10 protein-coding genes are annotated in these 12,470 nt (G+C 68.1%); 9 read left to right on the plus strand and 1 reads right to left on the minus strand.

The window, feature by feature from the left end; all coding sequences use genetic code 11:
* Positions 1-6 precede the first annotated feature (6 nt).
* From FHS02_RS00075 to FHS02_RS00115, 9 genes are all read left to right on the plus strand, one after another.
* Positions 7-858, plus strand: coding sequence for an SDR family oxidoreductase (locus tag FHS02_RS00075; RefSeq protein WP_137312235.1), 852 nt, complete (start codon positions 7-9; stop codon positions 856-858).
* Positions 859-1,089: 231 nt separating this feature from the next.
* Entirely contained in the window at positions 1,090-2,310 is a 1,221-nt protein-coding gene (locus FHS02_RS00080) for a DUF6136 family protein (RefSeq protein WP_137312236.1), read from the plus strand.
* Positions 2,311-2,318: 8 nt separating this feature from the next.
* Complete coding sequence (locus FHS02_RS00085; protein WP_137312237.1) at positions 2,319-2,948, plus strand: ATP-binding cassette domain-containing protein; 630 nt, start codon at positions 2,319-2,321, stop codon at positions 2,946-2,948.
* Between the two features lie 255 nt (positions 2,949-3,203).
* Entirely contained in the window at positions 3,204-4,913 is a 1,710-nt protein-coding gene (locus FHS02_RS00090) for a lactate permease LctP family transporter (protein ID WP_137312238.1), read from the plus strand.
* A gap of 83 nt (positions 4,914-4,996) precedes the next feature.
* Positions 4,997-5,884, plus strand: coding sequence for a LysR substrate-binding domain-containing protein (locus FHS02_RS00095; protein ID WP_137312239.1), 888 nt, complete (start codon positions 4,997-4,999; stop codon positions 5,882-5,884).
* A gap of 115 nt (positions 5,885-5,999) precedes the next feature.
* On the plus strand, positions 6,000-7,520 hold the full coding sequence (locus FHS02_RS00100) for an FAD-linked oxidase C-terminal domain-containing protein (RefSeq protein WP_137312240.1): 1,521 nt from the start codon (positions 6,000-6,002) through the stop codon (positions 7,518-7,520).
* A 20-nt stretch (positions 7,521-7,540) separates the two neighbouring features.
* Entirely contained in the window at positions 7,541-8,608 is a 1,068-nt protein-coding gene (gene glcE, locus FHS02_RS00105; protein ID WP_137312241.1) for a glycolate oxidase subunit GlcE, read from the plus strand.
* A 2-nt stretch (positions 8,609-8,610) separates the two neighbouring features.
* Positions 8,611-9,903 carry a glycolate oxidase subunit GlcF gene (gene glcF / locus FHS02_RS00110; RefSeq protein WP_137312242.1) on the plus strand — a complete coding sequence of 431 codons (1,293 nt, stop codon included), beginning with the start codon at positions 8,611-8,613 and terminating at the stop codon, positions 9,901-9,903.
* Between the two features lie 129 nt (positions 9,904-10,032).
* A complete protein-coding gene (locus FHS02_RS00115; RefSeq protein WP_175424681.1) occupies positions 10,033-11,523 on the plus strand; it encodes a tyrosinase family protein in 1,491 nt (496 codons plus the stop codon).
* A 44-nt stretch (positions 11,524-11,567) separates the two neighbouring features.
* On the opposite strand, the gene FHS02_RS00120 is transcribed toward FHS02_RS00115, so the two are convergent.
* Entirely contained in the window at positions 11,568-12,215 is a 648-nt protein-coding gene (locus FHS02_RS00120) for an NUDIX domain-containing protein (RefSeq protein ID WP_137312244.1), read from the minus strand.
* Positions 12,216-12,470: the final 255 nt, after the last annotated feature.

Consider the following 12,470-nt stretch of genomic DNA (forward strand, 5'->3'; position numbering starts at 1 on the left):
AAGACCATGTCAGAGCAATCGCAGCAACCAGCGCAGCAACAGCAACCACCTGGAACCGAACAGCAGATGCGCCCGGCCGCCGACCACGGCGAAACCACCTACCGCGGCATGGGCAAGCTGCATGACAAGGCCACCGTGATCACCGGCGCCGACAGCTGCATCGGCCGGGCGGTGGCGATCGCCTTCGCCCGCGAAGGAGCGGACGTGCTGATTTCATACCTGAACGAGGACGACGATGCACGCGAAACGGCCAGGTGGGTCGAGGAGGCGGGCCGCAAGGCCGTGCTGGTGCGCGGCGACCTGGCCGACCCGGCGCACTGCCGGGCCGTCATTGCCCGCGCAGTGGAGGAATTCGGCCGTATCGACGTGCTGGTCAACAATGCCGCATTCCAGATGACGCGCGATTCGCTGGACGAGATTCCCGACGAGGAATGGGACTATACGTTCCAGACCAACATCACCGCCATGTTCCATCTGTGCAAAGCCGCCGTGCCGCACATGCAGCCCGGTTCGTCGATCATCAACACCGCATCGGTCAACTCGGATACGCCCAAGCCCAAGCTGCTGGCGTACTCCGCGACGAAGGGCGCCATCGTCAACTTCAGCGGCGGCCTGGCGCAGTTGCTGGCGGAGAAAGGCATCCGTGTGAATTCCGTCGCCCCGGGGCCGATCTGGACGCCGCTGATCCCGTCGACCATGCCGCCGGAACAGGTGGAGAGCTTCGGCCAGCAGGTGCCGATGAAGCGGCCGGGCCAGCCGGCCGAGCTGGCGCCCACCTACGTGCTGCTGGCATCGAACGACGGCAGCTATATTTCCGGCGCGCGGATCGCCGTCACCGGCGGCGTGCCGGTCATCTAGCCGGCTGCCCGGCGCCGGCCGGGTATTAAGGCTGTGTATTAAGGCTGTGTATTAAAGCTGTGTATTAAAGCTGTGTATTAAAGCTGTGTATTAAAGCTGTGATAAGCAGTTTTGTGTTACGTTCTGGCATCCTGCAGCGCCGCCGCGGGATGAACTCTCGAGCGCATTCGCCAACGTGACACTGCAAGCCTTCCGCCGGAACCATCACCCGCCACAGCGTGGCGCCGACCGATGACTTCCGTCCTGCTGCGTAGCCGCTTGCGCTGGTATGCCGTCTCCACTGGCCGGCTGCTGCTGCGGCGCTGGCAGGCGCTGCTCCTCGCGCTGGCGGTGCTTGCGCCGGCCGGCGCATCGGCGCTGTCGCAGGTCCAATCGCTCGGCTGGCCGGTGCTTGCACTGCTGGCGCCGGAGCACGGCAGCTTGTGGCGTTTCTGCTGCCTGTGCCTGTACCAGGCGCTTGCGATGGCCTGGGTGCTGATGCAGCGCGACCAGGTCACAGGCGGTGACTTCATGGGCTATGCGCGATCGCTCCCGGTGCCGCCGCGGCAGGCCCGCGCGGTCGACATGGTCGTCCTGCTCGCCGCGAACAGTCCGCTGCTGTTGCTGCCGGCGGCGGCCCTGGTCTGGGTCGTCGCGCACGACGGCGCTCTTCCGGCAGTGCTGCACGGCCTGTTCGTCGTTCAGCTGGTGATCCTGGCCGCGGCTGCGCAACTGGCCTGCGTCGATCGCCGCTACGCCCGCCTGGGCGCGCTGGCGCTGGCCAACATCCCGCTGGCCGCTGCGCCTGGCGCCAGTCCGGCAGTGCAGGTGGTCCTGCTGGCAGCAACGCTGCCGTGCGCCTGGCTGGCCGACAGGTACCTCGCCGGGCCGCTGTTCGGGCCTCTGCTGGATAGCGTCAAACGCCGCGCTTCCCATTTGGCCGCGCGGGCCGCGCCGGCACGCCTGCACCCGGCCGCGTTCATCCCGCTGAACTACCTGGTCCGCCAGGCACCCGCGGAAACCTTCGGCAAGCTCGCTGTTGCCGGCGTCACCACCGCCGCGGCACTCGCGCTGATGGCGGTGTGGGAGTACGACGACCGTATCGGCGGGCTGTCCGTGATCGCGCTGGCCATCGTCGCGCTGGCGATCAGCGGCCTGTACCGCGACCTGCACACGGCGCATCGGGCGGCGTTGCCGCTGGTGGCCGGACTGCCGCTGCCGCGGCACTGGGCGCGCAAGTTCGACCATATGATCCTGATGCTCGCGGGCCTGCCGTTTGCCGCGATCATTGGCGGCGTGGTGGTGTTCCACCAGCCGCAGCGCCTGGTGCCGGTCCTGCTGCTGGCTGCGGCATTCATCGGCCTGGTCGGCTTGCTGCGCCTGCCGCAGGTGCATGGCGAACGCCAGGCCGTCGTCCTCGGGACGGTCATCGCGGCGCTGTGGGGTACCGCATGCGCATTCACGCTAATTTAGGGGCACACGTGCTGACATTCGGCGGACTGGATAAATCGTTCGGCAACAGGAAGATACTGCACGGGGCGGGCGGTTCCTTCGCGCCCGGCATCCACGCCCTGCGCGGCCCGAACGGGATCGGCAAATCGACGTTGCTGCGCATGCTGGCCGGGATCGTCGAGCCGGACGCCGGCACCATCCGTATCGGCAGCCATTCGCTGGCGGACGCGCCGCTGGCCGCCAAGGCCCGCCTGTCCTACGTGCCGGACGAATGCCCGGGCTACCCGTTCATGCGCGGCAATGAGTTCCTGCGCTTCGTTGCCTGGGCGAAGGGCTGCAAGCTGGAAGCCGGGGTCATGGACATCGCGCAGCGGCTGGGGTTGGGCGCGCACCTGGACACGCGATTTGCGGACATGTCGCTGGGCACGCAGAAGAAAACCATGCTGGCCGCCGCGTGGATCGGCGCGCCACTGGTCATGCTGTTCGACGAGCCCAGCAATGGCCTGGACGCCGCCGCACGCGACGTGCTGATCGGGCTGATGCAAGACATGCGCGAAGGCTGCACGATGCTCGTGTCGACGCACGACGAGTATTTCGTCGACGCGCTCGGCGCGCGGGTGGTCCACTTCGATACGCTCACCGGTGGCGAAAACCGGTGACAGGCTCCAGTTTTCTGGAAACATTTCAAATTAATAGGAGCCTGTCACCGGTTTTGTCACCGGTTTGGTCACCGGTTCTTGCGGCGACCAGGGCCGGGTCCCTGACAGCCAGCTGACAGCGCGTGCCGCCGCCGGTGAAAGATTTTCACTTCAGGCGTCAATTCATTTCACCGCCCGACGCCGGTTTTGACGCCGGGGCCGGCCGTACACTTTCCTCCGACATAACATAAAACCAATCGTCTGGAGGAGCACACCATGCAGGTCTGGAACCAAGTCTATGCACCGCTCGGCAGCCTGGGGCTTTCCGCCCTGGCCGCCGCCGTTCCCATCATCTTCTTCTTCCTGGCCCTCGCGGTGCTGCGGATGAAAGGCCACGTGGCGGGCGCCGTCACGCTGGGGCTCGCGCTGGTCGTGGCGATATTCGCCTACGGCATGCCGGTGCCGCAGGCGCTGGCGTCGGCCGGCTACGGCTTCGCCTACGGGCTGTGGCCCATCGCGTGGATCATCATCACCGCGGTGTTCCTGTACAAGGTCGTCGACCGGACCGGCCAGCTGGCGGTGATCCGGGCATCGATCCTGTCGATCACCGACGACCAGCGCCTGCAGATGCTGCTGATCGGCTTTTCGTTCGGTGCGTTCCTGGAGGGTGCCGCCGGCTTCGGCGCGCCGGTGGCGATCACCGCGGCGCTGCTGGTGGGCCTGGGCTTCAACCCGCTGTACGCGGCCGGCATGTGCCTGATCGCCAATACCGCGCCGGTGGCCTTCGGCGCGATGGGCATCCCCATCATCGTGGCGGGGCAGGTGACGGGCATCGACCCGATGCACATCGGCGCCATGGCGGGCCGCCAGCTGCCGCTGCTGTCGCTGTTCGTGCCGTTCTGGCTCGTCTTCATGATGGATGGCCTGCGCGGCGTGAAGGAAGTGTGGCCGGGCGCGCTGGTGGCCGGCGGCAGCTTCGCCGTCACGCAATACTTCACCTCCAACTTCATCGGCCCGGAGCTGCCGGACATCACGTCCGCGCTGGTCAGCCTCGTGTCGCTGACCCTGCTGCTGAAGGTCTGGCAGCCGGCCACCGCGAAGAACGCCGCCCGCGGCGTGGTGGCGGCGGGCGGCGCGGCCGCGCTGACTGGGGGCGACCTTGGCAGCGGCTTCGGCGGCGGCCGGCTGGTTGGCCGCACCCGGTCGCCGTACACGCTGGCGCAGACGGTGCGTGCCTGGGCGCCGTTCGGCATCCTGACGGCCATCGTCACCGTGTGGAGCCTGCCGTTCTTCAAGGCCCTGTTCGCCAAGGGCCCGCTGGCCTGGACCGTGCTGAAGGTGCACGTGCCTTACCTCGACGGGATGGTCGTCAAGACCGCGCCGATCGTCACCGCGCCGAAGGCCTATGAAGCCGTGTACAAGCTCGACGTCCTGTCCGCGGTGGGCACGCCGATCCTGATCACCGGCATCATCTCGATGATCCTGCTCGGCATGAAGCCGGCCGACGGCCTGCGCGCCTTCCGGGACACGCTGGCCGAGCTGCGCCGCCCCGTGCTGTCGATCGGCCTGGTGCTGGCGTTCGCCTTTGTCGCCAATTACTCCGGCATGTCGTCCACGCTGGCCCTGGTACTGGCCGGCACCGGCGTGGCGTTCCCGTTCTTCTCGCCGTTCCTCGGCTGGCTGGGCGTGTTCCTGACCGGGTCCGACACGTCGTCGAATGCGCTGTTCTGCTCGCTGCAGAGCACCACGGCGCACCAGATCGGCGTGTCCGACACGCTGATGGTGGCTGCCAATACCACCGGCGGCGTCACCGGCAAGATGATTTCGCCGCAGTCGATCGCTGTGGCCTGCGCGGCCACCGGGCTGGTGGGCCGCGAATCGGAACTGTTCCGCTTCACGCTCAAGCACAGCCTGTTCTTCGCGGTCATCGTCGGCATCATGACGGTGTTGCAGGCCTATGTGTTCACGGGGATGATTCCCCATTAGAATGGCTGGCCGGACGCAGGACGCCCGTGCCGGCAAGGACGGGCGTTTTGGCGTTCCCGAAGAACCAACCGCACCGGACCGCCATGCCAAAACGCTTTCCCCCCGTCCACGCGCTGGTCGCCTTCGAAGCCGCCGCGCAAGCCGGCTCCTTCGCGGTGGCCGCCAACCAGCTGTGCATCACGCCGTCCGCGCTGTCGCACCGCATCCGCCTGCTGGAAGAATTCGTCGGCGAGCGGCTGTTCATCCGCGACGGCCGCGCACCCGCGCTGACCCCGTTCGGCCGCAGCTATCTCGAGGTGGTCTGCACGGCGCTGCAGACGCTGACGGATTTCCCGATGCCGGGCCGCACCCCGCCGGCGCAGCCGCGCATCAAGATTACCGTGCCGCCCACCTTTGCCCGCTACCTTCTGCTGCCGCGCCTGGCCGAGTTCACGGGCGCGCATCCGGACATCGCCGTCGACGTGTTCCTGTCGGTGCCGCTGTACGACCTGGCCCTGTCGGAATCGGACCTCGAAGTGCGCTTCGGCGCCGGCAAATATCCCGACCTGGAAACCGTCAAACTGATGGAAGAGCCCGCTTTCGTGGCGGCCAGTCCCGCCTACCTGGAGCGCATCGGCGGCATCGCCAGCCCGGCCGACCTGTCGAAGGCGACCTTGCTGCGCTCCGCGCTGGAACCGTGGAAATCGTGGTTCGAGGTGGCCGGCCTGGACTGGCCGGAGCCCGCCACCGGCGTGCGCATCGACGATCTCGGCCTGCTGCTGGAAGCGGTGCGGCTGGGCCAGGGCGTCGGCCTCACGCGGCAGCACTTCGCGCAGGAAATGATCGACAGGGGCGAGGTGGTCGAGCTGTTCGACATCCGGCTCGACTCGCCGCCGCACGCGTATTACGTGGTGTACGAGCAGGGCACGAAGCTGCGGCCGGAAGTACGGCTGTTCGTCGACTGGCTGCTGGCGTCCTACAGCGGCGGGTGAGCATTAGCGGCGGGTGAAAATTATCGGATGCAGCGGTTAATTCTTTTCACCGCTGGCAGGGGCGCTGTGCCGCTACACTGGTTCCAGTGTAAAAAAGCCAGCAGGAGACCATCCGATGAATGCCCCCGATACCGATAGCGAGCTGCGCGCCGCCGCTGCCGCGCGCCAGCGTGCCACGCTCGCCGCGCTGCGCACCGCATTGCTTGCCGTACTGCCGCCGCACTGCCTGCTGTTCGACGAAGAAGATACCCGCCCCTACGAATGCGACGGCCTGACCGCGTACCGGCAACTGCCGCTGGCGGTGGCCCTGCCGGAAAACGAGGCCCAGGTGGTGGCCGTGCTGCGCGCCTGCCGCGAACTGCGCGTGCCGATCGTGCCGCGCGGCGCGGGCACCGGGCTGTCCGGCGGCGCCATGCCGGTCGCCGAAGGCATCGTGCTGTCCACGGCGAAGATGAACCGCATCGTCGCCATCGATGCGCAGGCCCGCACGGCCACCGTGCAGCCGGGCGTGCGCAACCTGGCCATTTCCGAAGCCGCCGCCGGCCACCGGCTGTATTACGCGCCCGATCCTTCGTCGCAGATCGCCTGCACGATCGGCGGCAACATTGCCGAGAACTCCGGCGGCGTGCATTGCCTGAAGTACGGCCTCACGCTGCATAACGTGCTGCGCGTGCGCATGGCCACCGCCGACGGCGACATCGTCGAACTGGGCAGTTGCGGCCCCGACGCGGCGGGGCTCGACCTGCTGGCCGTGTTCGTCGGCTCGGAAGGCATGCTGGGCGTGGTGCTGGAGGCCACCGTGAAGCTGGTGCCGAAGCCGCCGCAGGCCAGCGTCATCATGGCCTCGTTCGACAGCGTGGTGCGCGGCGCCGACCCGGTGGCCGACGTGATTTCGGCCGGCATCATCCCGGCCGGCCTGGAAATGATGGACCGCACCAGCGCGCGCATGGTCGAGCCGTTCGTGCGCGCCGGCTACGACACTGACGCGGCCGCCATCCTGCTGTGCGAATCGGACGGGCTGCCGGAAGAAGTGGAAGAAGAAATCGCCCGCATGAGCGCCGTGCTGGCGCGTGCCGGCGCCACGGCCATCGCCGTGTCGCGCGACGAAGCCGAGCGGCTGCGCTTCTGGTCGGGCCGCAAGAACGCGTTTCCCGCCGCCGGCCGCATCTCGCCCGACTACTACTGCATGGATGGCACGATCCCGCGCCGCAGGCTGGCCGAAGTACTGACGGGGATCGATGCGCTCGCCGTCGAGTACGGGCTGCGCTGCGCCAACGTGTTCCACGCTGGCGACGGCAACCTGCATCCGCTGATCCTGTTCGACGCCAACGCGCCCGGCGAATTCGCCCGTGCGGAAAAGTTTGGCGAAGCGATCCTGGCGTTGTGCGTGGCCGCCGGCGGTACCATCACCGGCGAACACGGCGTGGGGATCGAAAAGCTCGATTCGATGTGCGAACAGTTCACGGTCGAGGAAATCGCCGCGTTCATCGCCGTCAAGCGCGCCTTCGACCCGGCCCGGCAGCTCAATCCGGACAAGGCGATTCCCACGCTGGACCGCTGCGCGCAATATGGCCGGCGCAAGGTCGATGCCGGCCTGTTCAAGTTCGCGCACGTGCCCGTTGCCCGCCATGCATGAAGGGATGAGAGGATAGACACATGAACGACCTGCTTGATACATTCCGCGCCCGTGTGCTCGAGGCCACCGTGAACGGGCAGCCGCTGCGCATCCGTGGCGGCGGCAGCAAGGACTGGTATGGCCGCATCCCTCAAGGTGCTCTGCTGGACACGACTTCCCACCGCGGCATTACCAGCTACGAACCCACCGAACTGGTGGTCACGGCGCGCTGCGGCACGCCGCTGCGCGAGATCGAGGCCGCGCTGGCCGCGCAGGGGCAGATGCTGGCCTTCGAACCGCCGCATTTCGGCGCCGCCGCCACGGTCGGCGGCGTGGTGGCGAGCGGCCTGGCCGGGCCGCGCCGCCAGGCCGCCGGCGCAGTGCGCGACTTCGTGCTGGGCGCCACGCTGATGAACGGGCAGGGCGAAGTGCTGCGCTTCGGCGGCCAGGTCATGAAGAACGTGGCCGGCTACGACGTGTCGCGCCTGCTGGCCGGATCGCTCGGCATGCTGGGGCTGATCCTGGACGTGTCGCTGAAAGTGCTGCCCCGGCCGGCCGCGGAAAGCACGCTGCGCATGGCGCTCGACGAGGAAACCGCGCTAAGGCACCTGAACGCGTGGGCCGGCCAGCCCCTGCCGGTATCGGCAAGCGCCTGGCACGCAGGCGTGCTGACGGTGCGCCTGTCCGGCGCCGGCGCGGCGGTGGCGGCCGCCGCGCAGCGCCTCGGCGGCGAGACGGTGCCGCAAGCCGCCGCCGAAGCGTTCTGGCATGACGTGCGCGAGCAGCGCCACGCCTTCTTCGCGGCAGATCCCGTCACGCCGCTGTGGCGGCTGTCGGTACCCACGATGGCGCCCGCGCTGGCGCCAGGCACGGAACAACTGATCGAATGGGGTGGTGGCCAGCGCTGGCTGCTGACGGACGATGCGCCGGAATCCGTCCGCGCGCTGGCCGCGCGGCACGGCGGCCACGCCACGCTGTACCGCGGCGCATCGCGGCACGACGTGTTCCACCCGCTGGCGCCCGCGGTGCACGCCATCCACCGCAACCTGAAGAACGCTTTCGACCCGGCCGGCATCTTCAATCCGGGCCGCATGTACGGAGACCTGTAACCATGCAAACCAATCTCGCCACCCAGTACCAGGGCACGCCGGAAGGGCAGGAGGCGGAAGCCATCCTGCGCAGCTGCGTCCATTGCGGCTTCTGCACGGCCACCTGTCCCACCTACCAGCTGCTGGGCGATGAACTCGACGGTCCGCGCGGCCGCATCTACCTGATCAAGCAGGTGCTGGAAGGCAGCCCCGCCGGACCGGGAACACAGCTGCACCTGGACCGCTGCCTGACGTGCCGCAACTGCGAAACCACGTGCCCGTCCGGCGTGCAGTACGGCCGGCTGCTCGATATCGGGCGCGCGATCGTCGAGCGGCAGGTGCCGCGGTCCGCCACGCAGCGCGCCGCCCGTACGCTGCTGCGCGAGGTGCTGCCGCGCGGCTGGATCTTCAGGCCGGCGATGAAGGCCGGGCAGTGGCTGCGGCCCGCGCTGCCCGCCGCGCTGCGCGGCAAGGTGGCGCGGCCGGCGCCCGCGGGCCAGTGGCCGGCGACCCGGCACGCCCGGCAAATGCTGCTGCTCGACGGCTGCGTGCAGCCGGCGATGGCGCCGAACATCAACGCCGCCACCGCGCGGGTGCTCGATGCGCTGGGGATCGGCCTGGTCGTCGCGCCGAAGGCCGGCTGCTGCGGCGCGATCCGCTACCACCTGAACGACCAGGCCGGCGGGCTCGACGACATGCGGCGCAATATCGATGCGTGGTGGCCGCTGGTCGAGGCGGGCGCCGAGGCGATCGTGATGACGTCGTCCGGCTGCGGCGTCACCGTCAAGGAATACGGGCACCTGCTGCGCCACGATGCGGCCTACGCGGCCAGGGCCGCCCGCATCTCGGCGCTGACGCTGGACGTCAGCGAGGTCCTGTGCGGGCTCCAGGCCGAACTGGTTGAAAAGATCAATGGACCTACCGATGCCGGCCACGCGCACAAGGTGGCGTTCCACCCGCCGTGCACGCTGCAGCACGGCCAGCAGATCCGCGGCAAGGTGGAGGGGCTGCTGCGCGCAGCCGGCGTGGATGTGCGGCTGTGCGCCGACAGCCACCTGTGCTGCGGTTCGTCCGGCACCTATTCGCTGCTGCAGCCGGAACTGTCCGCCCAGCTGCGCGACCGCAAGCTGGCGGCGCTGCACGCGACGGGAGCCGGCGAGATCGTCTCGGCCAACATCGGCTGCCAGAGCCACCTGCAGGGCGGCACCGCCACGCCGGTCGGGCACTGGATCGAATTGCTGGACCGGCTGCTTGCGAAGGCTGTGCCCGCTAGCACCGGCATGTCGTCTTGTCAAACCTCAATGCAGCAAGTTTGATCTGGCGCAATCCGAAGCGAACGCTGACGCTGCTCAGCTTGCATGCTGCGCGCTACCGAGGATGATGGAGCTTCATGCTTGCCAGCGGGTGGCGCTGCACGTCACCGACATCATTCGAACGGGAGCGATATGTCGATATTTTCACGCCGGAAGTTTCTCGCCGCGGGCGGGGCGGCCGCAGGCCTGGCATTGCTGCAGTCGAGCAACGTGTCCCCGGCGCAAAGCTGCGTCGCCACGCGCTACAACCTGGATTCCGCGAAGGGCAAGAAAATGCTGCAGATCTATGCCGACAGCGTGCGCAAGATGAACAATCCATTGCGCTATCCGGAGTTCACCCCGCTGTCATGGATGTTCCAGTGGTACACGCACATGGTGCGCGGCGACCGCAGCAAGGCTGCCGAGATGGCGCGCGTCTTCCCGCTTGGCGGCAGCGCGCTGGCCGATGAAATGTGGGATACCTGCCAGTCGCATCTCGGGCAGCCCGAGCAATACTTCCTGCCGTGGCACCGGATGTACCTGAACTTCCTGGAGCAGATCGTCCGCACGGTTTCCGGCGATCCGTGTTTCACCCTGCCGTATTGGGATTACACCAATCCGGCCCGGCAGGCGCTGCCTTCCGAGTTCCGGCAAAGGAACAGTAACCGCTGGGGCCCGCTGTACCGCGCGGAGCGCTATCCCGAAATCAACGCAGGCACGCCGCTGCCGCAGGGCCAGGTCGGATTGCGGCTCGATCTGGAATGCATGAAGTCCGGCAGCTACAATCCGTTCAACGGCGACGCCGGCTTTTGCGCCAACATCGACGCGATGGTGCACGGCGCCGCCCATCTCGACATCGGAACCCCGCTCGGCATGGCGTCCGTGCCGTGGGCTGCCAGGGACCCGATCTTCTGGGTACATCACTGCAATATCGACCGGATCTGGGCCAGCTGGAACCGCGCCGGCGGCAGCAATCCCGCGGATGCGCCTTTCCTGGACAAGACGTTCGTGTTCGCCAATGGAAGCGGCGAGCGGGTCGCGCCCCGGATCGGAGATGTCCTGTCCGTCGCGCCGGCGGCCTACGATGTCTATCTGGCCCGGCCCGCGGGGGGGCTGCCGTTCCAGCCTGCCGCGAGCGACGCCGCGGCAAGGGAAATGGCACCGGCTGCACTGGAGTCGAACGACGCAGGCGTCGATGGCGACATCCGCCTCGGCGGCGAAGCGGTGACCGTGCCGCTGGGAGCGGGGGCCGGCCGCGCGGCGTTGTCGGCCCGGGCGCCGAGGACAGGCTCCACCGGGCAGCCGATCCTGTTGATCGAAGGGCGCAGCGTCACCGGCTTTGCCGCGTCCGGGTTCAATGTGTACGTGCACGCCGCGCGCCACAGCATCCTGCTGCCCGGCAGCCCCGCCCATGTCGGGCAATTGCACTTCTTCGGGCTGGAAATGCAGCACGACCACGCGGACGGCGCGCACGACCCGTCCGCGATGTCGGGGCGGGATGCCAGCTTCGTGCTGCGCGACGATACGCGCAGGATGCTTGCCACGCTCGATCCCGCGAACTTGGCAGTCACCTTCGTGCCCATCGGTGCGTGGGACGAATCCGTCGGAGCCGCGGTGCGGCGCGTGGCGCTGGTGCTGCGTTGAGGTGATTATTGCCGCGTTGAGGTGGCTGGTGCAGTGCCCAGCCGTCAGCGCAGGTGCGCGTCGATCCACTCCCGCGCGGCCTTGATCACCGGGAAATCGTTGTGGTGCGTGGCCACGCGGTCCAGCTGCCCGATGGGAACCAGGTGCACGGCCTGGGTTTCCCAGCCCATCGCGGCCGGCGTGCCGCCGATGCGGCGGGCGATGTAGTACCGCGTGTAGGTCAGCGTGCGGCGGCAGTCGGTCAGGAACGCCACCAGCCGGACCTGCAGTCCCGCTTCCTCGAACGTCTCGCGGATCGCCGTGCAATGCAGGCTGTCGCCGGAATCGGCACGCCCTTTCGGGAACGTGGCGGTGTAGCCGCCGAACCGGTTCGACGGGGCGACCAGCCACACCCGTCCGTCATCCTCGACGATCACCGCGCCCGCCGCGGCGCGCATGCCGGCCGGCAGCACGAACGGCGGCTCGTCGAGCAGCGCACGGTCGGCCAGGTCCGCCCATCCCGCCGCGCTGTCCGGCGCGGACGCCCATGGCGCCAGCGGAATGCCGTGGATCGCCCCGGGCAGTTCGCCGCCGGGAGTGACCGTCGCGAGCCGCGCCGGTTCCTGCCATGCGGCGAGCGGCGTCGGCGTGGACGGCATGCGGATGACAACGGGGTTGCCATCGTCGTCGGGGCAGGGGTGCAGTTGGGGCATGGGGGGCGCGTGCTCAGGTAAAGGTTTACTCCAAGCGTCAGATAGTAGCAAAAACGATTAACTTGCGGAAAATTATGCTGCCTTTGAAGAAAGTTGCTCCAAAAATGGGGACGGACCCTTGTGCTGTTCGGTTAGCGATGCCCGATGCAGTCAGCGGCGGCAGCGCACTGGTGTCGGACACCGGCGTCCTGGTGTCGGACACCGGTTTCGCGTGTGATGGGCGTCGGAAAAGTACCGAAAACCGGTGTCCGACAC

It is taken from the genome of Pseudoduganella umbonata (genome assembly GCF_014192225.1).
GTDB classification, from domain to species: domain Bacteria; phylum Pseudomonadota; class Gammaproteobacteria; order Burkholderiales; family Burkholderiaceae_D; genus Rugamonas; species Rugamonas umbonata.

What these genes read in the sequence shown, in the direction of transcription:
- FHS02_RS00100 (WP_137312240.1), top strand. Translation starts at nt 6,000, where the DNA reads ATGAATGCCCCCGATACCGATAGCGAGCTGCGCGCCGCCGCTGCCGCG.
- glcE (WP_137312241.1), top strand. Translation starts at nt 7,541, where the DNA reads ATGAACGACCTGCTTGATACATTCCGCGCCCGTGTGCTCGAGGCCACC.
- FHS02_RS00095 (WP_137312239.1), top strand. Translation starts at nt 4,997, where the DNA reads ATGCCAAAACGCTTTCCCCCCGTCCACGCGCTGGTCGCCTTCGAAGCC.
- glcF (WP_137312242.1), top strand. Translation starts at nt 8,611, where the DNA reads ATGCAAACCAATCTCGCCACCCAGTACCAGGGCACGCCGGAAGGGCAG.
- FHS02_RS00080 (WP_137312236.1), top strand. Translation starts at nt 1,090, where the DNA reads ATGACTTCCGTCCTGCTGCGTAGCCGCTTGCGCTGGTATGCCGTCTCC.
- FHS02_RS00115 (WP_175424681.1), top strand. Translation starts at nt 10,033, where the DNA reads ATGTCGATATTTTCACGCCGGAAGTTTCTCGCCGCGGGCGGGGCGGCC.
- FHS02_RS00075 (WP_137312235.1), top strand. Translation starts at nt 7, where the DNA reads ATGTCAGAGCAATCGCAGCAACCAGCGCAGCAACAGCAACCACCTGGA.
- FHS02_RS00090 (WP_137312238.1), top strand. Translation starts at nt 3,204, where the DNA reads ATGCAGGTCTGGAACCAAGTCTATGCACCGCTCGGCAGCCTGGGGCTT.
- FHS02_RS00120 (WP_137312244.1), bottom strand. Translation starts at nt 12,215, where the DNA reads ATGCCCCAACTGCACCCCTGCCCCGACGACGATGGCAACCCCGTTGTC.